Raw genomic sequence first — 24,625 nt, forward strand, 5'->3', positions numbered from 1 at the left:
GACCCTCGTTAATTACTGCGGATACAGACAATCGCGGATCAACGTGATCCCGTGCTCTGTTTCTGCTTGTGGGGCCACCATCGCGGCCCTGATGTATTTTTGTCCCGGATTGGTGCCGTTCCAGTCCTGTGCCAGATACCCGCCCGGCAACACCCGCACGCCCGTTTCGCGCCACAGTTTGACCGCCGCGGCTTCGTCGTTTTCAACAGGCAGCCACAGGAAAAACCCGGCCTCTGGGCTGGCGTATCCGGGGATGTGCCCCAAGATACGGTCTGCGGCTTTGTATTTTTCCACGTACATCGCGCGGTTCTCGATGACATGCGCCTCGTCGTTCCACACGGCTGCAGCCGCTGCTTGTAACGGCAATGGCAACGGCGCCCCTGCAAAGTTCCGCAACTGGCGGATTTCGCGGATATTTTCTGCACCACTCGCCACAAACCCAGACCGCAACCCAGGCAGATTCGACCGTTTGGACAGCGAATGGAAAATCACCACACGGTTGAGGTCGGCACCCATCTCTTGGGCGACCTGCAAGGCCCCGACGGGCGGCGTATCGCGGTAGATCTCGGAATAACATTCATCCGCGAAAATCTTGAAATCGTATTTTTCAGCCAACGCGATCAGATCGCGCCAATAGTCGCGCGTGGCCACAGCCCCCTGCGGGTTGGCGGGCGAACAGATATAGGCCGCCGTGGTGCGGTTCAGCACGTCTTCGGGCAGCCCTGCAAAATCAGGTAGATGCGCGGTTTCCAAGGTTGCGGGCACCATGATCGGGTCTGCCGCGACCCCCAAGGCCGCGATCATATAGACCTGATAAAACGGGTTCGGCATCAAGATCGCGGGGCGCTGGCCGTTCTTGGCTTCGGGGCACAGCGCCATGACTGCGTTGTACAACCCTTCGCGCGTGCCGTTCAGCGCCATCACTTGGGTATCGGGGTCCAGCGCGACATCATAACGCCGTTGGACGAAACCCGCGATGGCCCCGCGCAATTCCGGCGAACCTTCGTTCGGGGGGTAGCTGTTAAACCCCACCGCATTTTCCGCGATGACATCCATGACCCAAGCGGGGAAGGCGTGCTTTGGCTCCCCGATGGTCATGTGTATCGCAGGGCCGCCTCCTTCAGAGACGTCCAATAAATTACGCAGGCGCGGCCACGCATGCGCCGGAAGGTTCGAAAACCGCTCGGGAAACACCATCAATCTGCCTCAGTTCGGGATCATTTGCGTCCCGTTTACCCTAAAGTACCTGAGGCAGCCGCATGCGTCCACAAAAACGCGCAGCTTTCTGGGCATTTGTGGCTTTTACGCCAGTGCTGCCTCGGCCGCCGCACCAACCCGCAATAGGGCCCCTTCGCAATTGGGCGGCGCCATCATCATCAACCCGCAACTGGGCACAGAGGTTGGTAGGCTCAACGCGCACAGCCCCAACAGGTTGCCAATGCGTGTATTGCGCAGCGACAGCAGGTTTTCGGTCACGTAATAGTCGTGGTCCGTGTTCATGCGGTCTAGATGGGGTGGCAAAATGGCCGACGTTGGCAACAACACCGCATCATAGGCAGCCGTCGCTTTGATATAGGCCCGACGGGCCTCTTCCAGCTTGGCCCAAGCCGCGACGTAATCGGGGGCGGTGTAGTTGTTGCCCAGCCTAAACCGGTCGCGGATTTCGGCGAACATCGCATCTGGGTTGTCTTCGATAACATCACGCCACAGGCCGTAAGCCTCTGATGTATAGACACAAGTCGTTTGCGCCATCGCGGTTTCCACCTCAGGAACGGTGATCTTTTCGACCTGCGCGCCAGCGCCGTTCAATTTCAGGATCGCCTGTTGAAAGGCCTCCAAAGGTTCGGGGCGCAGGTCTTGCATCGCCACCGTTTCAAGAATGGCGAATCGCTTACCGTCCAACGACGCACCCGCCAGATCGAACGCCGCGCGCCCTTCCATCGCAGCCGTCAGCAGGTTGGCGTCTTCGACCGACCGGCACAGCGGGCCAACCGTATCAAACCGCAACGCCAACGGCACAACACCCTCAAGGCTCAGACGGCCCGAGGTTGTCTTGAACCCCACCAGATCGTTCCACGCAGACGGGATCCGCACAGATCCGCCCGTGTCAGACCCGATCCCCGCAACGGCCAAATCAAACGCAACTGACGCCGCAGCCCCAGAGGATGACCCCCCCGGCACGGCACTGGCATCATTCACGCAGGGCGGCGTGTTGGTGCTGGGGTTGTACCCCAAGCCCGAAAATGCCAGTTCGGACATGTGGGTTTTGCCCAAACACACCAGCCCGGCGGCGGTCGCATTGGCCAACACATGCGCGTCAACCTCGGGCACCCGCCCCTTGAGCAACTTAGACCCAGCTTCGGTCGTAACCCCCGCAGTATCAAACAGATCTTTCCAGCTGATCGGCACACCATCCAGTGGCGACAACCGTTGCCCAGATGCCGCGCGGGCCGCTGCAGCCTGCGCTTCGGACAAGGCCCGATCTGGGGTAATCCGCGCATAAATGCGGTCTTTCAGGGGGTGTGTGTTGATCGCACCCAGATAGGTCTGGGTCAGCGCCACCGGGTCGATATCGCCAGCCGCAATTCCCCGCCCCAAATCGGCCGCTGTCATGGTTAACCACTGTTGCATCTTACGCTCCTGATATGTCCGGCGCGACGGTAGCGACGCAAGCGCGCATGGACAATCCCCCAACCCGCATCCTATGGAGGAGTATGACATTTGACAGCGACATCGCAATCGTCGGCGGCGGTCTGAACGGCCCGGCCTTGGCTCTGGCTTTGGCAAAAGCCGGGCAAACCGTGACACTGATCGACGCCCTGCCCGTCAAAACCCGCAAAGCCGCAGGGTTTGATGGACGGTCTTATGCATTGGCGCTTAGTTCCACCCGGTTGTTTGACGCGTTGGATATCTGGGATGTCATCGCCGATGACGCCCAACCCATGCTGGATATCAAGGTCAGCGACGGGCGCGCCGGCGAAGGGCCATCGCCGTTTTTCATGCACTTTGATCACGCCGAAATCGAAGAAGGGCCCATGGGGTACATGGTCGAAGACCGACACCTGCGCCCTGCTCTTTTGGACGCGGTCACACAGGTCAAACCGATCACCCAGATCAATGCCGACCCCGTCGTTGCACAGCATGTCGACAACACCGGCGCGTCGGTCACGCTGGCTTCTGGGAAAATCATCCGCGCCCGGCTGGTGGTGGGATGCGATGGACGTGGATCTGGCACAGCGCAGCGCGCAGGCATCACGCGCACCGGGTGGGGCTATGGCCAAACCGCGCTGGTCTGTGCCGTTGCGCACACCCACCCCCACCACGGGGTTGCGCATCAGTTTTTCATGCCCCCCGGCCCTCTGGCGATTTTACCGCTGACACAGAACCGATCTTCGATCGTCTGGAGCGAAACCGACGACAACGCCCGCGCGATAAACGCCCTGCCCGATGCCGAATATCTGGATGTTCTGCGCCCGCGGTTTGGCAGCTTTTTGGGCGATATTTCCCTTGCAGGAAAACGGTTTACCTATCCGCTGTCGCTGTCGCTGGCCAATGCGCTGATCGCGCAACGCGTGGCTTTGGTGGGGGATGCCGCCCATGGTGTGCACCCCATCGCCGGGCAGGGCCTCAACGCCGGGATCCGCGATATAGCCGCACTCGCTGATGTGATCGCCGATGCGGCCCGCCGTGGCGAAGACATTGGCGCCGCGCCAGTACTGGGGCGGTACCAACAATGGCGGCGGTTTGACAATGCCACGCTGGCGTTGGCCACCGACACCTTTAACCGCTTATTTTCGAACGATAATATCGTGGCGCGTGGTGTCCGAGATCTGGGGATGGGCCTTGTGGCAAGGATCCCCGGACTGCGCCGCAGCTTTATCCGCGAAGCCGCCGGGTTAACCGGCGATTTACCACGATTGCTGCAAGGCAAATCCCTTTAAACAAGGGCGCGCGCCTCGTCGACCAACATCACCGGAATGCCATTTCGGATAGGGTACGCCAGATTGGCCGACGCCGAAACCAGCTCTTGGCGGTCGGCATCATAGGTCAGGGTTGTGTGGCTGCGCGGGCAAATCAACGCCTCTAACATGCGGCGGTCAAAGTCGATGGTTGTTTCGGTCATTGGATCATCTCGCTTTCGTGCCCGCCACGCAGGTGATATTCAATCAACGTCACCAGCGTTTCGCGCCGGGTCGTCAGGGACGGGGCCTCTAGCAAGGCCTGCTTGTCCTCGGGGTCAAATTCCAACATCATCGACAGCGAATTGATCAGCAGCTCGTCATCGGCCTCGGTGAGGGTATCCCAATCTGCCGACAATTCCCGCGCGTCAAAATAGCGCTCCAGCACTGTCATGAAATCGCTGCGTTGAAACCCGTCGTCTTGCTCATCCGGGCCCAGATCACGGCCAAACCCATCCCATGTGACCTCACAGCGGCGATAGGGCGTGAAGCCCTGCACCTCTTGCATCACACGGAACCGCGACACCCCACCCAACGTGATCAAATACCGGCCGTCTTCGGTTTCGGAAAACTGCGTGACACGGCCCGCGCACCCGATGGTGTGCAAACCGGTCCCGCTACGGCCCGGAACCTCGTTGGGCTGGATCAGCCCGATCAGGCGGGTCGGCGTTTTCAACACATCTTCAAACATCTGCAGGTAGCGTGGTTCGAATATATGCAGCGGCAACCGCGACCGGGGCAACAACAGCGCGCCCGGCAGCGGAAAGATGGCAATCGTCTCGGGAAGCTCTGCTGGTTTTATCATACTACGTGACCTAGCCCGCGCACGGCCTCAGGCAAATATCAAAGAGCTCAGCTTGCGCCGGCCGTTCAACATGATGGGGTCATTGGGCTTGAGGGCCTCAAAAATCGTGAACAACTGGGCCTTGGCCGCGCCTTCATTCCATTCACGATCCCGGCGAAACAGGTCCAGCAGTTGGTCAACCGCGCCCTCGACATCATCGTTTGCATGCATCGCCAAGGCCAGATCAAACCGCGCCTGATGATCGTCCGGGGATGCGTCGACGGCTGCCTTTAGGTCATCCAACGGCCCTGCGCTTTGGGCTTGGCGCGCCAATTCCAGCTGCGCATTTGCGGCTTCCAACTCGGGGGCGGTTGAAATTTCTGCGGGCGCGCCGTTTAGGATCGCCTCGGCCTGATCCAATTCACCCATAGCGATATGCGCGCGCACCATGCCACCATAAGCCCTCGCATGGTTAGGGTCTTCGCCCAAAATCGCGGCGAACGTTTGCGCCGCATCTGTCGCTGCACCTTCGGTTAACATATCTTCGGCGGCGGCCACGGCCTCATCCAGGCTCTCTCCGGGGGCTTCGCCACCCGCTGCTTTGACAACACGGTCAACAAACGCCTTGATCTCGGACTGCGGAACCGCGCCCTGAAACCCATCCACAGGCTGCCCCTTGGAAAACGCATAGACCGTCGGGATCGACTGGATTTGCAGTTGGCCCGCGATCATCTGCGCCTCGTCGACGTTCACCTTGACCATCTTCACCGCCCCTTTGGCGGCGCGCACGGCGTCTTCCAACTGTGGGCCAAGCGTCTTGCAAGGGCCACACCACGGCGCCCAAAAATCCACGATCACCGGGACGGTCTGCGACGCCTCGACGACATCCGCCATAAAGGTCGCTTCGGTCGCATCCTTGATCAGATCATCCGCCGCAGGGGCCGCGCTCAGGTTCAGGTCCATTGTCTTTTATCCTTCAGGGTTGCGTCAGGGTTATATGGGAAGGCGCCGCGTTTTTCAAAGGTCAAAACTGGCAAAAACCGGGGCATGGTCGCTTGGCTTTTCCCAGCCCCGCGCCGCACGCATCACACGGCTGGAATGTGCAGCGGTCGCGATATCGGCACTGGCCCACACATGATCAAGCCGGCGCCCTTTGTCGGCCGCGTCCCAATCGCGCGCCCGGTAGGACCACCAGCTATAAAGTTTACCCTCGGGGATGTCGTTGCGTGTGACATCGACCCAACCACCCGCGTCTTGGGTCTCGGCCAGGTGGTCCACCTCGATCGGGGTGTGGCTAACCACCTTGAGCAGTTTCTTGTGATCCCAGACATCGTCTTCGCGGGGGGCAATATTCAAATCGCCCACGAGAATTGACTTTTCAGGCCGGTTATCGCGGAACCAGTCGCGCATGTCGGTCAGATAATCCAGCTTCTGACCAAATTTCTCGTTCACGGTCCGGTCGGCAACATCGCCGCCCGCAGGCACGTAGAAATTATGCACCGTCACGCCGTTTTCCAGTTGTCCGGCAATGTGCCGCGCGTGACCAAGCCCTGCGAAATCATGCGCGCCAACCTCACGGATCGGCTGTTTCGACAGGATCGCAACGCCGTTATATCCCTTTTGGCCGCGGGCGACCATGTGGCCATAGCCCGCCTGCGCAAAGAGATCGGTGGGGATTTTATCAACCGGGCTTTTGCATTCCTGCAGGCACAACACATCTGGGCTTTCTTCGGAGAGAAGTTTGAGCACAAGATCAGCCCGCAACCGCACCGAATTGATGTTCCATGTCGCCAAAGAAAAAGTCATACGCGCGCTCCCACTGCTGTCGCGGCACCCTAACGCGCAGGCGCAGGTTTCGCCATGGCGAAACGCGGGTATAGGCGGCTATCGTAGAAAGACAGATATCCCTGCGATCAGGCAAAAAAAGACCGGGCACAAGGCCCGGCCAAGTCCAACAGGGAGGTGCATGTCATAACCCGGACATGCGCGGGATCTCGGAAAAGGGTGCGAATGACTATTGAAGCACCCTCTGTTTAAACTATAGACTTTAAATGGTTAACAAAACCCCAACGTTCACGCCATAAGTCGATATCCGCCGGATTCGGTGACCAAAAGCCGCGCATTTGAGGGATCAGGCTCGATTTTCTGACGCAAACGGTAAATATGTGTCTCTAAGGTGTGGGTGGTCACACCAGCGTTGTAGCCCCAAACCTCGTGCAACAGCACGTCACGCGGCACTACGCCGTCGGTCGACCGGTACAGGAATTTAAGGATATTTGTCTCCTTTTCCGTCAGACGCACCTTTTTGTCGTCTTCGGTCACCAGCATCTTCACCGACGGTTTGAAGGTGTAGTGCCCCAACTGAAACACCGCATCTTCTGATTGTTCGTGCTGGCGCAATTGCGCGCGGATCCGCGCCAACAGCACCGGAAACTTGAACGGTTTGCTGACGTAATCATTGGCGCCCGCATCCAGACCCAAGATCGTATCGGCATCGCTATCGTGCCCTGTCAGCATCAAAATCGGGCTTTTCACGCCTTGTTTGCGCATCAGTCGGCACAGTTCGCGGCCATCGGTGTCGGGCAACCCGACATCCAGGATCACCAAGTCATACAGCGCCTCTTTGGCACGAACCATGGCATCGGCGCCATTAGCAGCCTCGAAGACATCAAAGTCTTCGGTCATAATCAATTGCTCGCTGAGCGCTTCGCGAAGGTCGTCATCATCATCGACCAGCAGGATCTTTTTCAGTTGTGGCATGGGTTACCTCCCTTTGTCGTAACAGAAATGTGCCTTCACGCGCCGTCGCGCAAGCGTGTGATAAAATCTTTCACGCGCTCGTGTAACAATTCCATCAAATGTTTCAATTTCCTCCGAATTAGCCTAGATCAGGCTCAAATTATGCAGGCGTTGTAACATCATGAACATCGGTCCAGACAGTGTAGAGCGGCTGGCGCGCGCGCGCGCGGACCTGCGAATGGGCGTTCCGGTGGTGATAACCGGCGATCACCCGGTGCTGGTTTGCGCAATAGAAACCCTGACCACAGGGCGGCTCACGGCCCTTCGGGACCTCCCGGCCACCAGTGTCATCGCCATCACCGCGCGGCGTGCCGAGACGCTCAAGGCGCCTGCCTATGACGGTGACCTTGCCCGGATCGCGCTGCCCACGGATCACACGTTCGCATGGCTGCGCAGTATCGCCGACCCGTCCGCAGACCTGATGACCCCGCTGAAAGGGCCGTTGAAATGTGAGCGTGGCGGTCCTGTCGATGCACACCGCGCGGCCATTCAACTGGCCAAATCGGCGCGGCTGTTGCCCGCCGCCGTGGTGACCCCCCTAGAAAACGCGGCGGGTTTTGCCAAGGCCAACGACCTCACAACCCTTTCGCTGGCCGAAACACAGGCGCATTTGTCAGAGCGCAGCCCCTTGCGGGCGGTGGTCCGGGCGCGCCTGCCATTAGAGGTGTCAGAGGCCGGTCAGCTGCACGTGTTCCGCCCCGACGATGGCGGCGAGGAGCATTACGCCATCGAAATCGGGCAAGTAGACAGGTCGCAACCTGTGTTGACCCGGCTGCATTCGGCCTGCTTTACCGGCGATCTGATGGGGTCGCTCAAATGCGATTGCGGCCCCCAGTTGCGCGCCGCACTGACCCAAATGGGCGCAATTGGCCAAGGTGTGTTGCTGTATCTCAATCAAGAGGGGCGCGGGATCGGGCTGGCCAATAAAATGCGCGCCTATTCGCTGCAAGATCAGGGGTTCGATACCGTCGAGGCCAACCACAGGCTGGGTTTTGAAGACGACGAGCGCGACTTTCGCCTGGGGTCAGATATCTTGAAAAGCCTTGGGTTTGGCAGTGTGCGGTTGCTGACCAACAACCCCAAAAAGGTCGAGATGATGCAAGCCAGCGGGATCACCGTCGCCGAACGTGTGCCGCTGGTCGTTGGGGGAAACCGGCACAACACCGCGTATTTGGCGACCAAGGCCCGCAAATCAGGACATCTTCTGTGACGCCCGATGATATGGTTTTGACCCCGCGGGGCCTGCGGTTTCAGGGGCAGGTCTATCCCTGCACCATAGGCAAAACGGGGTGCACGTCCCAGAAACGCGAAGGGGACGGCGCTACGCCAATTGGCACCCACCCGATTGGTGGCATGTTATACCGGCCCGACCGCATGGCCCGCCCCGTAGATTGGGCGCGGCCTATCAAGCCCGGCGATCTGTGGTCAGATGATGTCACGCAGCGCGATTACAACACGATGGTCCGCGCGCCCTATGCCGGGCGTCACGAGGTGTTGCGCCGGGCAGATCAGCTGTATGATCTGGTGATCATCGTTGGCTGGAACTGGCCCCATGCCATATCGGGAAAAGGGTCTGCGATTTTCATCCATCAATACCGGCGGCCGGGCTACCCGACCGAAGGCTGCATTGCTCTGTCCCGCAGCCACCTGCGTCATATCGCGGCCCGCATTGGCATGCAGACCCGGTTGATCGTCTCAGATAACATGGCGGTTTAGGCGGCGCTTCGGTCCCCGAAAATGGCGGACCCAACGCGGATGTGGGTTGCGCCAAAGGCGATCGCTTTTTCGAAATCGGCGCTCATGCCCATGCTTAGCCCCGTGAGGCCGTTGCGGTCGGCGATCTTGGCCAAAAGCGCGAAATGCAGGGCCGCTTCTTCGGTGACCGGGGGGATACACATCAGCCCCTTTACCGCCAGATCAAGGGCGCGACAGTCTGCGATGAATGCATCTGCCTCCGCGGGCAAAACCCCAGCTTTTTGCGGTTCTTCGCCGGTGTTTATCTGAACAAAAAGCGCAGGGCAGGTGCCGGTTTCCTGCGCGAGCCGCGCAAATGTAGTCGCCAATTTAGGGCGATCCAACGAATGGATGCTTTGGAAGAGGTCAAAGGCCTGACGCGCTTTGTTCGTTTGCACGGGCCCGATTAGATGTAGGTCAACACTGTCATGTTGGGTGCGAAAATCTGGCCATTTGCCCGCAGCCTCCTGCACCCGGTTTTCACCAAAACACCGATGGCCCTGTTCAAGCACTGCCGCGACGCGGTCGTTTGGCTGTACCTTGGACACGGCAATCAACTGCACGGACCCACGCGCACGACCTGCGGCCTGTTCTGCCGATTGCACACGGTTGGAGATGTCTTGCAAACTCATGGTCTATCCTATTGTTCCCTACGCCTTACAACATAAGGGCATGACACAAAAGAAAAGGGGCGAACCCGAAGGCCGCCCCAAAATCTTGGATTGTTCAGATCAACTTAGAAGTCGAAGCGAACACCCAGATCAGCAATTGTGTTGCTGTCTGCGTTGGAACCGACCATGCCGCTCAGTTTCACGCCGCCACCGAGGGAGTGTGTGAAGCCAAGACCGTAGGATGTGTCGTTTGCGTCTTCGCCACCGTCAGAGATGGATGCAACGATGTTTGTTGCTGCGCCAACTGGGATGGATGTAGATGCACCGATAACAACATCATCGTCTGCTTCGAAGTCGGAGACCAAGAAGGAAACATCAGCGATACCGATGGTACCGGACAGTGTTGCCAAGTAGAAGTCGCTCGTTGCGGCTGCGCCGCCAGCTGCTTCGAACTGCGCAACCACTACACCGGCAGTCCAACCACCGAAGTTGTAGGATGCACCCAATTCGTATGAGTCACCGAAAGCAACTGTCGTACCGATGGTGCCGCCGTCGTTTACGGAGTGGTCGTCTGTGTAAGACGCCATAACAGCAAAGTCGCCAAATTCGTATTTGACGTTGATGCCGTTGTTACCCGCACCAGTGCTGGAGAACGCTGGCAAAGAAACACCGCTGTTTGCGTATTGACCGGTTTGACCAACCAGGCCGGGCTCGAAACCGAAGTAGTCAACAACTTCTGCCGCGTCTGTTACGCCGGATACGTTACCAACGCGAACGCGCAGGCCACCGGAGGACACTTGGAAACGTGCGCCAGAGAACGCGCCCTGGTTTGCGGAGTTGTCAGCGTTTTCGTTTGCTTCAACACGGATACGTGCAGCAAAACGGATGCCTGCGTCTGTTTCTGTCGACGCGTCGATGTTCAACCGGTAACGGCTTTCAACGCGTGTTTCTTCTTCTGCGCCCGCGCCACGGTCTTCTTCATACAAGATACCGAAGCGGCCGTAACCGCCGAATGTAACGTCTGCTGCAGCCATGCCGCCTGTCGCAACGAGCATTGTCGATGCAAGGAGAACTTTTTTCATTTCAAAATCCCTCAGTTATTAGGTTCCGTCCCTGACCAGCCGCGGCCAGTCAAGTTGTAAAGGTGTTCTGTATGAGGGGCGTCTTAACCTCAAGTCCGACGTGGTCAGCCTATCTACATTTCAAAAAGCTGATGCTCGTTTGCCACACCCCCGTAGAGGCCGCTAAATTGCCCCGCTGCGCAGGCATAAAACCGCGTTGATGTTATGTCAGATAACGCCCTTGTCCCTGTGCCAACACATGGACTAATGTGCAGCCGACACCGAGCAGCAGGTATAGACATGACATCACCTCGTATTCTCAGGCTTTTGGCCATCACACTTGTCGCCGCGACGTTGGCTGCCTGCGGCGCGCGCGATGGCGAGGACACCGTACGCGCGCCCAGCGACCCCGACACTGACAGAAGCGACGCGCGGCTGTCAGAAGGCGCCGGGTCACAGACCATTTGGGAAGCCTTCGGTCGCCGTGATGTGGAAACCAACGTTGCGGTCAACAAGTATATATGGTCCGCCTCGTTAGAGGTGCTGGACTTCTTGCCGGTCCAATCGGTTGACCCATTCACCGGGGTTATCATCACCGGATTTGGCCGCCCCCCCGGCGGTGGCCGCGCCTATCGCGCCACGGTTTTGATCAACGACCCGGCGCTGGATGCCCGCGCGCTGAATGTATCGCTGCAAACGCAAAACGGCCCAGCCAGTGCGGCGACCATTCGCGCCGTCGAAGACGCTATCCTGAGCCGGGCGCGCCAATTGCGGATCGCTGACAACCGGTTCTAGACACACGAAATATATATGTAGATATCAGCGCCGGGACCCGTTCAAAACACGGCTTCCGGCGCTCTGACGTTAAAAGGACGCACGCATGACGCGGTACACCCCTGCCGAGATCGAGGCCCGCTGGCAAGCAACCTGGGCCAAGGACGAGATCTTTAAGGCCGTTCGGTCGGCTGACAAACCCAAATACTATGTGTTGGAAATGTTCCCCTATCCGTCCGGGCGCATCCACATGGGGCACGTGCGCAACTACACCATGGGCGACGTGATCGCGCGTTATAAACTGGCGACCGGGCATAACGTGCTGCACCCGATGGGGTGGGATGCCTTTGGCATGCCTGCGGAAAACGCCGCAATGGCCATCGGCGGGCACCCCAAGGATTGGACCTATAACAACATCAAGGACATGCGCGACCAGATGAAGCCTTTGGGTTTGTCGATCGATTGGTCACGTGAATTTGCCACCTGTGATGTGGATTATTACGGCCAACAACAGGCGCTGTTTCTCGATTTCCTCAAGGCCGGGTTGGTCTACCGCAAGAACGCTCAGGTAAACTGGGACCCCATCGACATGACGGTTCTGGCGAACGAACAGGTGATCGACGGCAAAGGCTGGCGGTCGGGCGCCGAGGTAGAGCGCCGCGAGCTGACGCAGTGGTTCTTCAAGATCAGCGACATGGCCGGAGACCTAAAAGACGCGTTGGATGGGCTGGATAACTGGCCCGCCAAGGTCCGCTTGATGCAGGAAAACTGGATCGGCGAGAGCCGCGGCATCGAAATTCCGTTCCAGCGCACAGACGGCGACGGCACGATCCTGTGCTATTCGACCCGCCCCGACACTATGCGCGGCGCGTCCTTTATTGCGGTGTCGCCGGATCACCCCGTGGCCAAGACGCTGGAAACCACGCACCCAGATCTGGCCGCCTTCATCGACGAATGCCGCAAGATGGACACCACCGAAGCGGCCATGGAAAAGGCCGAGAAAAAGGGCATAGACACCGGGCTGCGGGTGGCGCATCCGATCTACGATGGTGTGGAATTGCCCGTCTGGATCGGCAATTTCGTCCTGATGGACTATGGCACAGGCGCCGTGTTCGGCTGCCCCGCCCATGACCAACGCGATCTGGATTTTGCACGCAAATACGTCCTGCCGGTGCAAAACGCGTTTCACATGCCCGGCGATACCGCCGAGGTCGGCACAGACGCGCTGGTGCCTGCCAAAACCGAAACCATCGTTTATATCGACCATTTCGCCGGCATCACCGAAGCCACGGGTCAGCACGGGATCGACGCCACGATTGACTATTTCGAGGCGCATAAACTAGGCACTGGCCAGACAAAATACCGCCTGCGCGACTGGGGTCTCAGCCGTCAGCGGTACTGGGGTTGCCCGATCCCCGTGGTGCATTGTGATGATTGCGGCGTGGTGCCCGAAAAGAAAGAAAACCTCCCGATTGAATTGCCCTACGACGTCAGCTTTGACGTGCCGGGCAACCCGCTCGACCGGCACCCCACGTGGCGCAATTGCGCCTGCCCGTCCTGTGGCAAACCCGCCAAGCGCGAAACCGACACGATGGATACGTTTGTCGATAGTTCGTGGTATTTCGCACGCTTTACTTCGCCGCATGCGGATACGCCCACCGTGCAGGAAGACGCGGCCTATTGGATGAACGTCGATCAATATATCGGCGGGATTGAGCACGCGATTCTGCACCTGCTCTATTCGCGATTCTTTGCCCGCGCGATGGAAGTCACCGGGCATCTGCCGAAATCCGCGCATGAACCGTTTAACGCGCTGTTCACCCAAGGCATGGTCACGCACGAAATCTACCAAACCCGCGATGACAAGAACCGCCCCGTCTACCACCTGCCCGAAGACGTGACCGACGGCAAACTAACCGACGGCACCGAGGTAGAGACCATCCCATCGGCGAAAATGTCGAAATCCAAGAAAAACGTGGTGGATCCGATCAATATTATTTCGGCCTACGGGGCTGACACTGCGCGGTGGTTTGTTCTTAGCGATAGCCCCCCCGAACGCGATGTAGAATGGACGGCCAGCGGCGCCGAGGCCGCATTCAAGCACCTGACCCGCATCTGGACCCTGTGCGAACGCATCAGCACCATGGACAAAGACGCCAAGGGCACAGGCGACACCGACCTGCTGCGCGCGATGCATATGTGCATCCACGATGTGACCACCGGCATCGAGAGTTTCGGGTTTAACGCAGCAATCGCAAAGCTTTATGGTTTTACCGCTGTTTTGCAAAAATCCAAGGCCGGGCATGCCGCCCAACGCGAGGCGATCATGACGCTGGCGCAGTTGATGTCCCCGATGACCCCGCATCTGGCCGAAGACGTTTGGACCCGTCAGGGCGGGACCGGGCTGATCGCGACAACGCCGTGGCCGCAAGTAGACGACGCTATGTTGGTGTCCGATACCGTGACCATGCCCATTCAGATCAACGGCAAACGCCGGGCCGAAATCACCGTACCTGCGGATATGTCCAAAGAAGAGGTTGAAAAGGTGGCGCTGGCAGATCAGGCTGTTGTCAAAAGCTTGGATGGTGCGAGCCCCAAGAAAGTCATCGTGGTGCCAGGACGGATCGTGAATGTTGTCGTATAGTCGCAAGATATTGCTGATGTTGCCGGTGGTCTTGGCCGCCTGTGGGTTTACGCCCGTGTACGCCCCCAACGGCAACGGCACCACATTGCAAGACAACATCCTTGTGTCCGAGCCCGGTACCCGTAACGCATTTTTGCTGACCCAGCGGTTCGAACAAAAGCTGGGCCGCGCAACGGACCCTGTCTATAATCTGGAACTGACCGTCAGCACCCGCCAAGAGGGTCTTGCCGTCGACACCGAAGGCATCACCACACGCTATAATGTGCTGGGCACGGCGGGCTATACGTTGGTCGAAACCAGCACCGGGCGTGTGACGGCTTCGGGGACGGTGACCAACTTCACCGGGTATTCGGCTGCGGGCACAACGGTTGCCACCTCGGCGGCTGAACGCGATGCACAACAGCGGTTGATGGTGCTGCTGGCCGATCAAATCGTCGCACGTGTTTTGGTCGCAGATCTGGGATGAAACTGTCGACGCGCGACGCCAACGTCTATTTCTCCAAGCCTGATGCCAACAAAACAGGGCTGTTGATTTACGGTGCTGATGGCATGCGCGTGGCCCTGAAACGACAGCAGGTGCTGTCGGCCCTGTTGGGCCCCACCGCCGAAGAGGAAATGCGGCTGAGCCGGATGTCGGGTGCGGAGTGCCGCAAAGACCCCGCCATGGTGGTGGATGCGATCAAGGCGGTGGGGTTTTTCCCCGGCCCCCGTGCGGTCTTTATCGAAGAGGTAAACGACACCGCCGCCCCTGCGATCCTTGCCGCGCTTGAGGCATGGCAGCCCGGTGATGCCCAGATGGTGGTGACGGGCGGCGCCCTCAAACCGACCTCAAAGGTGCGCAAAGCGTTCGAAAGCCACCCGCAGGCCTATGCCGTGGGCATCTATGATAATCCCCCAACCCGCGACGAAATCGAAACCGCATTGCGCGATGCCGGTGTGGGTCAGGTGCCCCAAGACGCGATGGCCGCGCTTGGGGATCTGGCGCAAACGATCGACCCCGGTGATTTTCGCCAGACCGTTGAAAAGATCGCGCTGTATAAAATGGGCGATGATACGCCTGTTTCGCTGGCCGATATCGCCGCCTGCGCCCCCACATCAACCGAGGCCGCTATTGACGATATTTTGATGGTTGTGGCGGACGCCCGCGCGCAAGATATCGGGCCGGTGATGCAGAAATTGATCGCCCAAGGGGCCACGCCTGTGGGGCTGTGCATCGGGGCGATGCGGCATTTCCGGGCGCTGCACCGGGCCGCCTGCGATACATCTGGCAGACCGGCGATTTTCGGCCCAAATCGCGACAGGATGCTGGCGCAATCGCGCCGCTGGGGTGCGCCCAAACTAGAAACCGCGATTACGCTATTAACGGACATCGACCTGCAACTGCGGTCTGCGGGGCAACACGCGCCCGGTATGGCGTTGGTTGAACGCGGGTTTATCCGTCTTGCTATGCTGGCCACGCGCTAGGCCACGCCAACTTGGCGCGCACATCGTGGCAACAGTTGCCCCGTGAGGGTATCCGTGGATACTGTCGGCGCAACACATCAAGGGACACCACATATGTACACCGTCATTGGAGCAACAAAATCGCGCGCCCTCCGGGTCCTTTGGGCCCTACAAGAGATGGGCGAACCCTACACGCATATCCCCGCAGCGCCCCGTTCGGATGACGCGCACGCGCATAACCCGTTGGGAAAGATCCCAGCCCTGATTGATGGCGATGCGGTGATCACAGATTCCATGGCGATCTTGACGTATCTGGCGGACAAGCACGGCAAACTGACCGCCCCCGCAGGCACCATTGCGCGCGCGCACCAAGACGCCATGACCTTTTGGCTGATCGACGAATTCGATGCGATTTTATGGGCCGCTGCCAAACATAGTTTCGTGCTGCCCGAAGATCTTCGTATGCCCGCGATCAAAGAGGTCCTGAAGGTCGAATTTGAACGCGCGGCTGCTGTTTTAACGGACCGCCTTGAGGGCCCGTTTTTGATGGGCGATAACATCACCCTGCCCGATATTCTGGCGTGCCATTGTTTGAGCTGGGCCATTGGGGCCAAATTTCCGCGCACCGACGATAAACTGTTCCAATACGCGAAAACCCTGCGGGAACGGCCTGCGTTTCAGGCGGCATCTGCGCAATAGGCAGCGGCGGCGCGGCCCGCCCACCGGCCCGTGGCCAGACAGGCGTTGATCAGATAGCCACCGGTCGGGGCCTCCCAATCCAACATCTCGCCGGCGCAAAACACGCCCGGTTGGGACGTCAGCATAAAGTCTGGCGTCATCGCATCAAAGGGCACGCCCCCGGCCACAGAAATCGCCTGATCCAAGGGGCGCAACCCTTGATGCAGCAGCGGCAGCGCCTTTAACAGACCCGCCAACGTCGCCGGGTCCTGCGGTAAGGGGCGCGCGCATTCCTGCATCAGCGCCGTTTTGACGACGTCCAGTTTCAGTGCTTTGCGCAGATGGGTCGACAGGCTCGCCTTGCCACGGGGCCGCGCCAACCGGTTGGCAACCTCTGCGGCATCCAGATCGGGCAGCAAATCAACCACCACCCCGTGGCCCAACCGAACCGCGCGGCTCACCTCGTAAAGACCGCCGCCTTCTAGCCCGGTGCGGCCAATCACCGCCTCGCCGCGTGACGACATCGGCCCCGCCGTGAACCGCACGCCTTTGAGCGCGCGGCCCGAATGGCGCAGCATGTGGTCAGACCACGAGATCTGCAGCCCCACATTCGCCGGGGCAAAATCGGCAACCGGCACCCCGCGCGCAACCAACGTATCGCGCCACGCGCCATCAGACCCAAGCCGCGCCCAGCTTGCCCCACCCAGCGCCAAAACCGTGACACGTGGCGCCATGGTTTCGCGGCCGCCGGGCCCATCGAAGACCGCGCCGTGCTCGTCCCACCCCTGCCAGCGCATATTTGGCCGCAGCACCACACCTGCCGCATTCAACGCGACCAACCACGCCCGCAACAAAGGCGACGCCTTCATCGCACGGGGGAACACACGCCCGGTTGACCCGGTGAACACGTCCTGCCCCAGCCCCCGCGCCCAGTCTTGTACGGCCTGCGCGTCAAATGCCTCGAGGCAGGCGCGCAACGGGCCTGCGGCCTCAGAGTACTGCGGCAACATCTGCGCGATTGGTTCGTCTTTGGTCAGGTTCAGGCCCGACTTTCCAGCCATCAGAAACTTGCGCCCAACCGATGGTTTTGCATCACATACGGTGACCCCAAGCCCCGCGGCTGCCAGCTCTTGCGCGGCCATCAACCCCGCGGGCCCCGCCCCAATGACCAGCGCAGTGGTCACTTTGCCATCTCGGGGGGCGTGCCCTTAAATTCCACCACACGGTGCGGATACGGGATTTCGATGCCGTTGTCCTTGAGCGCATTCCAGACCAGAAACAACACATCAGAGGTGTATTTATTCGGCCCGTCATCCAGCCCGTTGACCCAGAATTCAACAGCAAAATCAATACCACTGCCGCCAAACCCGCGCAATTCGCAATCGGGCGGATACGGTACATCCAGCACATCGGGGTGTGTTGCCACCGCCGCTTCGATGATCGCGGGGACCGCGTTGATATCCGTGTCGTAGCTGACGGAAAACGGCGCCTCATAGCGGTTGGCAGACCCGCTGTCGGAATAGTTGACCACCCGCGTGGTGATGAAATCTTCGTTGGGCACCACGATCCAGCGGCCATCGAAGGTTTCTAAAATCGCGGCCCGTGCGGTCATTTTCACGATCTGGCCAGATTCGCCGCCATCCAGCTCGACAAAATCACCAACCGTCGCCTGCCCTTCGATGAGCAAGATCACCCCCGAAATGAAATTCGACGCGATCTTTTGCAGCCCGAACCCAAGGCCCACACCAATCGCGCCCCCAATCACCGCAAGCGCGCTGAGGTTGATGCCCATGATATTCAGCAGCAACAGAAAGGCGATGGCGAAAATGGCGAATTCAATCACCTTGGCCATCAGTTGGCGCAGCGATGGGCGCATGTCTTTTTGCGCCTCTATGAACTGCGATGTTTGGCGCGTGGACCACCCGCCCAGCCAAAACAGGATGCCCCCCGCAATGGCCCCGCGCACCAGCGACATCACCGAAAACGAGATATTCCCAAGCGACACCGTCATCGCGTTTAGCTTGACCATCAGCGGATCAAGCAGCCCCACCGTATAAAGCGCGGCAATGGGCAGCAACGCATAGCGCCCCAGCAGTTTCAGCAACGGATCGGTGATGATTTCACCGACCAGCGTGCGCACCGCCAGAAACATAAACAACCGTTTGCCAAAGGCGATCACCGCGCCGCTGTCGAACAGTGACCGCACGACGCTTTCGCCGATAGCAGTGAACCCGTAAGCCAGCAGCGGCAACAACAGCGGCAGCCCCAACAACACGGTGCGGCGGACCTTGGCCAGCGAACTTTCGGCATCCGGGGCGGGAGTAATCACACGGGTCAGCACACCGCGCAGCCGCCGCGCTGCCACCACCGCCAGCAGATAGGCCACAATCAACAGCGCAAACTGCGACCATGCCGCCGGGCTAAGCACCCAGGATTTGGCCAGTTCCCAGCCTATCAGGGCGTATTCCGCCATCTGCTGGACAATTTCCGGCTGCGCTGAGAGATCAAATTCCACTCGAAGGTCCCCTTGTTGTGCCCCTCATGGCGAAACTTTTGCCCGCCAGCAACCGCCAGAGCAAGCCCCCAAGCCCGATCAGGTCTCAAACCGGACACATCAAGCACTGATTTTGGCCCCACCGACGGCCTCATGGGCGCAACAAACGGGCAAGACAGCCCAGAATATCACACGATACGGCTTTGGGCGCGGACTAGTGACACATCCCTTTGATCTGATGCGCGAGGTCCGGGGTCGCGGCGACGGTATCGAGTGTCAGCGCTTTGGCGTCGGTCAGCAGGGTTTCAGGCGCGACAATTCTGTCGATCAGGCCAAAACGCAGCGCCTCTTCGGCGTCTATTTTCTGGCCCGCCATCAGGATCAGTTTGGTGCGCGCGGGGCCAATCAACGCCGCCATTCTGCGTGGGTCACTGGGCTGCGGCAGAAAGCCCAATTTCATCACCGGATAGAAAAACCGCGCAGTCGGCACGGCAATTCGGATGTCGCAGGCCAGCGCCATCCCCATCGCGCCCCCCGCCAACGTCCCGTTGAGCGCCGCAATCGTCAGCCCCGGCAGGGCCGCCACAGCACCTGACAGGTCTTCCCACAGCGGCGAAACCGCAAGCCCCGCGCGCGCGGCATCCAGATCGGCCCCCGCGCTAAACACCTTGCCCGCGCCCGTCAGGATAACGGCGCGGGCGTCGTGCATTTGGCCCATGATGCGGATCAAATCGCGCAGCATGTCTTCGGTCAACGCGTTGGCTTTGTCGGGTCGGTTCAACGTGACGGTCCAGACGTCCCCATCACGCTTCAGATCGATCATATAAGGCCGACTTTGCGGCGAATGTCCTCGTCGCGCAGCGATATTTCGCGGCCGCACCACTCGTCCGCCTCTGCGCCGCACATCCACAACAAGGCGCGCGCGGGCCAATCGGCGGGGATATGCACGTCCCAATCCAATTTGCTGACCGGGTTGATCCCGCTGGATTTGATCTCGCGCTGTATTTGCGTGGCCACGGTGCCCGGCGATAGCCCCATCGCGCGGATACCATGCGCGGCTTCTTCTTTATCCAGACACTGGGTCAACATATTGACGGCTGCCTTTGACGCGCAATAGTGGCTCCATGCCTCAATCGGGCCGTGGGCCGCACCGGAACTGATCGTTAGGATCGACCCACCACCGGTGGCCTTCATCACCGGCACCGCGGCACGCATCCCATAATACACCCCCTTGAGGTTGATATCGATGACATCGCCCCACGCGCCCACATCCGACGTGGACAGATGCGAGATCGGCTCGATCACGCCCGCGTTGTTGATCAAAACATCGAGACCACCAAAGGCCTCTACCGTGGTTTCGACCGCCGCTGAAACTTCGCGGCTGTTGGCGATGTTGCAAGGGATGGCGATGGCCTGCTTGCCGATCTCGCCTGCCAAATCTGCGATCGCGCGCTGTCCCCGCGCCACCAGAGCCACATTCGCGCCTGCTTTGGCGAACACCCGCGCCGTTTCCGCCCCGATGCCCCGGCTTGCGCCAGTGATCAGTACCGTTTTACCTGTCATATCCATGTGTCACGCTCCTACTGAATTCCTGTTTGGTAAAGCGCGCAGGCCCGTGGGTCCAGCCCCAGTTCCTCTTGACCCTGCCACGGGCTTCGCAGACCATGCGCGCAAATTTAGCGATAAGGACGACAGTATGACTTTTGGGATCACCCGCGTGACGGTCGGGGTCGCCGCTGGCCTCGTTTTGGCAAACGCGGCACAGGCCGATATTTCTGCGCAAGACGTGTGGTCAGACTGGAAAGCCTATTTCAACGGCGTAGGCTACAGCGTGACGGCCACCGAAACCGAAACCGCAGACCGGCTCTCGCTGGCGTCCATCGAAATGACGTCAGCGACGGGCGACGATGGTGGCGCCATGGTTGTGCGCTTTGATCAGATCGACTTTCAAACAAACGACGACGGCACCGTGAATGTGGTCTACCCTGACACACTGAAGGTCGAGATCGACATCACCGCGCCCACCGCATCTGATGTCGAGCTGGCATTCGATGTGCACCCAGCCCAAATGACCACGCTGTTTTCTGGCACTCCAACGCAGATCACCTCCGAATACAGCGCCCAAAGCATCGAAACCGTGCTGACCGCGTTAACGGTGGACGAAGACCCGATCACCCTAGCAGACGATGCGATGCGTCTTCTCGTAGAGGGCCTGACGGGCAGTGCCGAAACAACTATCGATGCCACGCGTGGGTATACCCAACGGATGGCCGTCGATAAAACCAGCTATAGCCTTCATTTTCCTGACCCAGATGGCACGAATGATGTGACCCTAAGCGGCACAATGGACGGGCTGACCCTCGCGGGGCAAAGCACCTTCCCCACAGTGCAAGGCGACCCGTTGGAATTGTCGGCCCTGCTTGGGGCGGGCATGGATGTCGCCGGGACTTTTGCCTACGTCGGCGGCACGTCCAAAGCAGCCGGGACCCAAAACGGCACCGATACCTTCGAGGTACAAACCACGTCGCAAGGCGGCACTTTGACATTTGCGTTGGCGCAGGATGGGTTCGAATATTCAGCCGATCAATCCGCGTTGAACCTGTCTATGACGTCATCAGAGCTGCCGTTTCCCGTGACATTAGGGGTTGCCCAGTCCGGGTTTGACATGTCCGTGCCATTGGTGCCGTCCGACGATCCCAAGGGGTTTGCGCTCGATATCACACTGGATGGGGTCACCATGTCAGACTTCATTTGGGGCTTGTTCGACCCCAGTGCAAAACTACCGCGCGACCCTGCCACCGTGATCTTGGATTTGGCGGGCAAGATGCGCTGGCTCGTTGATATTACCGATGCCGCTGCCCTGAATGCACTCGAAGACACCCCCGAAGCACCCCTAGAAATCGACGCGCTGACGATCAATCAACTGCGACTTAGTCTGGCCGGGGCCGACCTGACCGGCAAAGGCGCGTTTGAGTTTGACAACTCTGCGCCAGAGGGCGCGCCGAAACCAAGCGGGTCCCTTGATCTGATGCTTGTGGGCGGCAACACCTTGCTGGACACGTTGGTCGAGATGGGCCTGTTGCCCGAAGACCAAGCAATGGGTGCCCGCCTGATGATGGGCCTGTTGGCCGTCCCCGGTGACGCGCCGGACACGTTGAATTCTACGATCGAAATCAACGAACAGGGCCACATCAGCGCCAATGGCCAGCGCATCCAATAAGGCTAACGGTAAGTTTAGCAATCTAGGGGCGCGGGTTGCGCCCCTTTTTGCAGGGTACGGCGGCATCACGGCCCAACGCACCATCCGCGTTTTGCATGTACCGCAAGATATCATGCAGGGCGGTTAACTGTTTGGCGGGTATTTCATGAGATACCCTGCGCAGGGATTGTTTTGCCTCACCGTCGCGCTAAGCCGCCCCTTTAAAGGGTTCTGTTGCAGCGCAGCCTTGCACGCAGGCCGTGACATCGCTACCTGACGTTGATCTGGTTTGGAGCTGACACGATGACACCATCCCCCGACACCCTCACCGCACGGCTGCTGGACGCCGCCCACAAGGCCGGCGCAGACGCCGCCGATACCGTGGTTGTGCAGGGTACCTCCGTTAACATTGATGTGCGCGCGGGCGTCTTGGAACAGGCCGACCGCGCCGAGGCAATCGATCTTGGCCTACGGGTGTTCATCGGGCAACGCAGTGCGACCGTATCCGCGTCAGACAGCCGCGATGCCACCCTCTCGGAAATGGCGCTGCGGGCCGTGGCCATGGCCCGCGAAGCCCCCGAAGACCCCTATATCGGATTGGCCGACCCTGACCAGTTGGCCCATGATCTGGACGCTGACCCACTGGAATTGCACGACCCCGCCGCAGAACCATCGCCCGCTGATCTGCAAGACGACGCCCAAGCCGCCGAAGCCGCCGCCCTAGAGCATGGCGGCATCACGCAGGTGCAATCTGCATCCGCAGGGTATTCGGCGCACACCATCCATCTGGCGGCCAGCAACGGGTTTTCGGGCGGCTACACGCGCACAGGTCGTGGCCTATCCTGTGTCGCCATCGCCGGGACGGGCACCGGCATGGAACGCGACTATGACGGCGACAACCGCACGTTTCAGGCAGACCTGCGCGCCCCACACGACATCGGCACCCGCGCGGCGGAACGCGCATTGGAACGTCTTGATGCGCGCAAACCCGCAACCGGCGGCTACCCGGTGCTGTTTGACGAACGGATCTCATCCACCCTGATCGGGCATCTGTTGGCCGCAGCCAATGGTGCAGCGGTGGCACGTGGTGGGTCATGGTTGCGCGATGCCATGGGCGACGCCGTCCTGCCGGATCATGTATCCCTGATCGAAGACCCACGACGCCCCCGCGCCGCCGGCTCGCGCCCATTTGACGGCGAAGGCCTACAGACACAGGTGCGCAATATCGTCGACAAAGGCGTCTTGACCGGCTGGACCCTTGATCTGGCGACAGGGCGCAAATTGGACATGCCCTCTACGGCAAATGCCGGGCGCGGGACGTCGTCGCCGCCGTCACCATCCGCATGGAACGTGGCGCTCACACCGGGCACTGCCACCCGCGATGATCTGATCCGCGATATGGGCACCGGGCTTTTGGTGACCTCGCTGATTGGGTCGACGATCAATCCAAATACGGGGGATTATTCGCGCGGTGCAGCCGGGTTCTGGGTGGAAAACGGCCAGATCACCCACGCCGTGAACGAATGCACAATCGCGGGGAATTTACGCGATATGTTGCGCCAAATGGTGCCCGCCAATGACGCCCGCACCCATCTTAGCCGCGTTGTGCCATCGCTGCTCGTTCCGGGAATGACCCTTGCAGGAAGCTGATCTCGCCCTCATCATTGATGCCATCAAGCTGGCCGGGCGCGTGGCGACCGGGTTTGTCGGCAAGGACACCCGCGCGTGGGACAAACCCGGCGATGCGGGCCCCGTAACAGAGGCCGACCTGGCCGTGAATGACGCGCTTGAAGGCACCCTGCGCGCGGCGCGGCCCGACTATGGCTGGCTGTCCGAAGAAAGCGAAGACGACACCGACCGTCTGACCCGCGATACCGTATTTATCATCGACCCGATTGATGGCACCCGCAGCTTTGTCGCCGGGTCCAACACTTGGGCCCATTCAGTGGCCGTGGCGCATCAAGGCCAGATCACCGCAGCCGCCGTCTACCTGCCGCTGCGCGACAAGCTATACACTGCCACGCTGGGGGCGGGTGCGTTTTGCAATGGCGTGCCACTGACCACGTCCCAAGCCGACACGCTGAACACAGGGCAAATCCTCGCGACCAAACCCGTGATGGAACCCCACCACTGGGCCCACGGCACCCCGACATTTGAACGCGCGCACCGGCCGTCACTGGCCTACCGTCTGGCCTTGGTCGCCGAAGCGCGGTTTGACGCCATGCTGACATTCCGCCCGAGTTGGGAATGGGATATCGCCGCTGGTGCATTGATTGTGACCGAGGCGGGCGGCCTGTGCACCGACAAGACCGGGGCCAACCTGCGGTTCAATTCCGCATCCCGACAGCTGAACGGCGTGATCGCGGCGGGTCCTGTGCTCCATCGTGGGGTGCTGGATGCGCTTGCACCCAACGCACCTTGACCCCGCACGCAAGACACGCAACA

At 60.0% G+C, this 24,625-nt stretch carries 24 protein-coding genes; 11 read left to right on the plus strand and 13 right to left on the minus strand.

Annotation, left to right across the window (positions count from 1 at the left end):
- Positions 1 to 12 precede the first annotated feature (12 nt).
- Both ABJH13_RS16445 and ABJH13_RS16450 read right to left on the minus strand, forming a co-directional pair.
- Complete coding sequence (locus tag ABJH13_RS16445) at positions 13 to 1,197, minus strand: aminotransferase class I/II-fold pyridoxal phosphate-dependent enzyme (protein WP_348407294.1); 1,185 nt, start codon at positions 1,195 to 1,197, stop codon at positions 13 to 15.
- Positions 1,198 to 1,302: 105 nt separating this feature from the next.
- Complete coding sequence (locus tag ABJH13_RS16450) at positions 1,303 to 2,631, minus strand: amidase family protein (RefSeq protein WP_348407295.1); 1,329 nt, start codon at positions 2,629 to 2,631, stop codon at positions 1,303 to 1,305.
- Positions 2,632 to 2,678: 47 nt separating this feature from the next.
- On the opposite strand from ABJH13_RS16450, the gene ABJH13_RS16455 reads away from it, so the two are divergent.
- On the plus strand, positions 2,679 to 3,941 hold the full coding sequence (locus tag ABJH13_RS16455) for an FAD-dependent monooxygenase (protein WP_348407296.1): 1,263 nt from the start codon (positions 2,679 to 2,681) through the stop codon (positions 3,939 to 3,941).
- On the opposite strand, the gene ABJH13_RS16460 is transcribed toward ABJH13_RS16455, so the two are convergent.
- From ABJH13_RS16460 to ABJH13_RS16480, 5 genes are all read right to left on the minus strand, one after another.
- Entirely contained in the window at positions 3,938 to 4,123 is a 186-nt protein-coding gene (locus ABJH13_RS16460) for a Trm112 family protein (RefSeq protein ID WP_348407297.1), read from the minus strand. The two genes, ABJH13_RS16455 and ABJH13_RS16460, sit on opposite strands and share 4 nt — an antisense overlap.
- Positions 4,120 to 4,764, minus strand: a complete 645-nt coding sequence (locus ABJH13_RS16465) for an LON peptidase substrate-binding domain-containing protein (protein WP_348407298.1) — start codon at positions 4,762 to 4,764, stop codon at positions 4,120 to 4,122. The genes ABJH13_RS16460 and ABJH13_RS16465 overlap by 4 nt, the downstream gene beginning before the upstream one ends.
- A 27-nt stretch (positions 4,765 to 4,791) precedes the next feature.
- Complete coding sequence (gene trxA / locus ABJH13_RS16470; RefSeq protein ID WP_348407299.1) at positions 4,792 to 5,706, minus strand: thioredoxin; 915 nt, start codon at positions 5,704 to 5,706, stop codon at positions 4,792 to 4,794.
- A gap of 54 nt (positions 5,707 to 5,760) precedes the next feature.
- The gene (locus ABJH13_RS16475; protein ID WP_348407300.1) at positions 5,761 to 6,549 is read right to left on the minus strand and encodes an exodeoxyribonuclease III; all 789 of its coding nucleotides are present in this window, start codon (positions 6,547 to 6,549) and stop codon (positions 5,761 to 5,763) included.
- 267 nt (positions 6,550 to 6,816) lie between these two features.
- Positions 6,817 to 7,503, minus strand: coding sequence for a response regulator transcription factor (locus ABJH13_RS16480; RefSeq protein WP_348407301.1), 687 nt, complete (start codon positions 7,501 to 7,503; stop codon positions 6,817 to 6,819).
- A 160-nt stretch (positions 7,504 to 7,663) separates the two neighbouring features.
- Here ABJH13_RS16480 and ribA point away from each other — a divergent pair, with 160 nt between their 5' ends.
- Entirely contained in the window at positions 7,664 to 8,752 is a 1,089-nt protein-coding gene (gene ribA / locus ABJH13_RS16485; RefSeq protein WP_348407302.1) for a GTP cyclohydrolase II, read from the plus strand.
- Entirely contained in the window at positions 8,749 to 9,258 is a 510-nt protein-coding gene (locus ABJH13_RS16490; protein ID WP_348407303.1) for a L,D-transpeptidase family protein, read from the plus strand. The genes ribA and ABJH13_RS16490 overlap by 4 nt, the downstream gene beginning before the upstream one ends.
- On the opposite strand, the gene ABJH13_RS16495 is transcribed toward ABJH13_RS16490, so the two are convergent.
- Both ABJH13_RS16495 and ABJH13_RS16500 read right to left on the minus strand, forming a co-directional pair.
- Entirely contained in the window at positions 9,255 to 9,908 is a 654-nt protein-coding gene (locus ABJH13_RS16495) for a YggS family pyridoxal phosphate-dependent enzyme (protein WP_348407304.1), read from the minus strand. The genes ABJH13_RS16490 and ABJH13_RS16495 overlap by 4 nt on opposite strands.
- A gap of 104 nt (positions 9,909 to 10,012) precedes the next feature.
- Complete coding sequence (locus tag ABJH13_RS16500; RefSeq protein WP_348407305.1) at positions 10,013 to 10,969, minus strand: porin; 957 nt, start codon at positions 10,967 to 10,969, stop codon at positions 10,013 to 10,015.
- Positions 10,970 to 11,248: 279 nt separating this feature from the next.
- On the opposite strand from ABJH13_RS16500, the gene ABJH13_RS16505 reads away from it, so the two are divergent.
- The 5 genes from ABJH13_RS16505 to ABJH13_RS16525 all read left to right on the plus strand — a co-directional run bounded on the left by ABJH13_RS16505 (position 11,249) and on the right by ABJH13_RS16525 (position 16,508).
- Positions 11,249 to 11,743 carry a DUF3576 domain-containing protein gene (locus tag ABJH13_RS16505; RefSeq protein ID WP_348407306.1) on the plus strand — a complete coding sequence of 165 codons (495 nt, stop codon included), beginning with the start codon at positions 11,249 to 11,251 and terminating at the stop codon, positions 11,741 to 11,743.
- A gap of 85 nt (positions 11,744 to 11,828) precedes the next feature.
- Entirely contained in the window at positions 11,829 to 14,366 is a 2,538-nt protein-coding gene (gene leuS / locus ABJH13_RS16510) for a leucine--tRNA ligase (RefSeq protein WP_348407307.1), read from the plus strand.
- Positions 14,353 to 14,832: an LPS assembly lipoprotein LptE gene (lptE, locus tag ABJH13_RS16515; RefSeq protein WP_348407308.1), complete on the plus strand. Its 480-nt coding sequence runs from the start codon at positions 14,353 to 14,355 to the stop codon at positions 14,830 to 14,832. The genes leuS and lptE overlap by 14 nt, the downstream gene beginning before the upstream one ends.
- Positions 14,829 to 15,830: a DNA polymerase III subunit delta gene (gene holA / locus ABJH13_RS16520; RefSeq protein WP_348407309.1), complete on the plus strand. Its 1,002-nt coding sequence runs from the start codon at positions 14,829 to 14,831 to the stop codon at positions 15,828 to 15,830. Before lptE ends, holA begins: the two co-directional genes overlap by 4 nt.
- A gap of 93 nt (positions 15,831 to 15,923) precedes the next feature.
- The gene (locus ABJH13_RS16525) at positions 15,924 to 16,508 is read left to right on the plus strand and encodes a glutathione S-transferase family protein (RefSeq protein ID WP_348407310.1); all 585 of its coding nucleotides are present in this window, start codon (positions 15,924 to 15,926) and stop codon (positions 16,506 to 16,508) included.
- Here ABJH13_RS16525 and ABJH13_RS16530 read toward each other — a convergent pair.
- The 4 genes from ABJH13_RS16530 to ABJH13_RS16545 all read right to left on the minus strand — a co-directional run bounded on the left by ABJH13_RS16530 (position 16,487) and on the right by ABJH13_RS16545 (position 20,550).
- A complete protein-coding gene (locus ABJH13_RS16530; RefSeq protein ID WP_348407311.1) occupies positions 16,487 to 17,671 on the minus strand; it encodes a TIGR03862 family flavoprotein in 1,185 nt (394 codons plus the stop codon). The two genes, ABJH13_RS16525 and ABJH13_RS16530, sit on opposite strands and share 22 nt — an antisense overlap.
- Positions 17,668 to 19,002 carry a mechanosensitive ion channel domain-containing protein gene (locus ABJH13_RS16535; protein ID WP_348407312.1) on the minus strand — a complete coding sequence of 445 codons (1,335 nt, stop codon included), beginning with the start codon at positions 19,000 to 19,002 and terminating at the stop codon, positions 17,668 to 17,670. Before ABJH13_RS16535 ends, ABJH13_RS16530 begins: the two co-directional genes overlap by 4 nt.
- Before the next feature lie 193 nt (positions 19,003 to 19,195).
- The gene (locus ABJH13_RS16540) at positions 19,196 to 19,804 is read right to left on the minus strand and encodes an enoyl-CoA hydratase/isomerase family protein (protein ID WP_348407313.1); all 609 of its coding nucleotides are present in this window, start codon (positions 19,802 to 19,804) and stop codon (positions 19,196 to 19,198) included.
- Positions 19,801 to 20,550, minus strand: coding sequence for an SDR family oxidoreductase (locus ABJH13_RS16545; protein ID WP_348407314.1), 750 nt, complete (start codon positions 20,548 to 20,550; stop codon positions 19,801 to 19,803). Before ABJH13_RS16545 ends, ABJH13_RS16540 begins: the two co-directional genes overlap by 4 nt.
- A gap of 127 nt (positions 20,551 to 20,677) precedes the next feature.
- Between ABJH13_RS16545 and ABJH13_RS16550 the strand changes: the two genes are divergently transcribed.
- The 3 genes from ABJH13_RS16550 (at position 20,678) to ABJH13_RS16560 (ending at position 24,602) form a co-directional block, all read left to right on the plus strand.
- A complete protein-coding gene (locus ABJH13_RS16550; protein WP_348407315.1) occupies positions 20,678 to 22,201 on the plus strand; it encodes a DUF2125 domain-containing protein in 1,524 nt (507 codons plus the stop codon).
- 282 nt (positions 22,202 to 22,483) lie between these two features.
- Positions 22,484 to 23,830: a TldD/PmbA family protein gene (locus ABJH13_RS16555; RefSeq protein WP_348407316.1), complete on the plus strand. Its 1,347-nt coding sequence runs from the start codon at positions 22,484 to 22,486 to the stop codon at positions 23,828 to 23,830.
- On the plus strand, positions 23,817 to 24,602 hold the full coding sequence (locus ABJH13_RS16560) for a 3'(2'),5'-bisphosphate nucleotidase CysQ (RefSeq protein ID WP_348407317.1): 786 nt from the start codon (positions 23,817 to 23,819) through the stop codon (positions 24,600 to 24,602). The genes ABJH13_RS16555 and ABJH13_RS16560 overlap by 14 nt, the downstream gene beginning before the upstream one ends.
- Positions 24,603 to 24,625 lie beyond the last annotated feature (23 nt).

The sequence above is a fragment of the Roseobacter sp. genome (genome assembly GCF_039970775.1).
Taxonomy (GTDB): domain Bacteria; phylum Pseudomonadota; class Alphaproteobacteria; order Rhodobacterales; family Rhodobacteraceae; genus Roseobacter.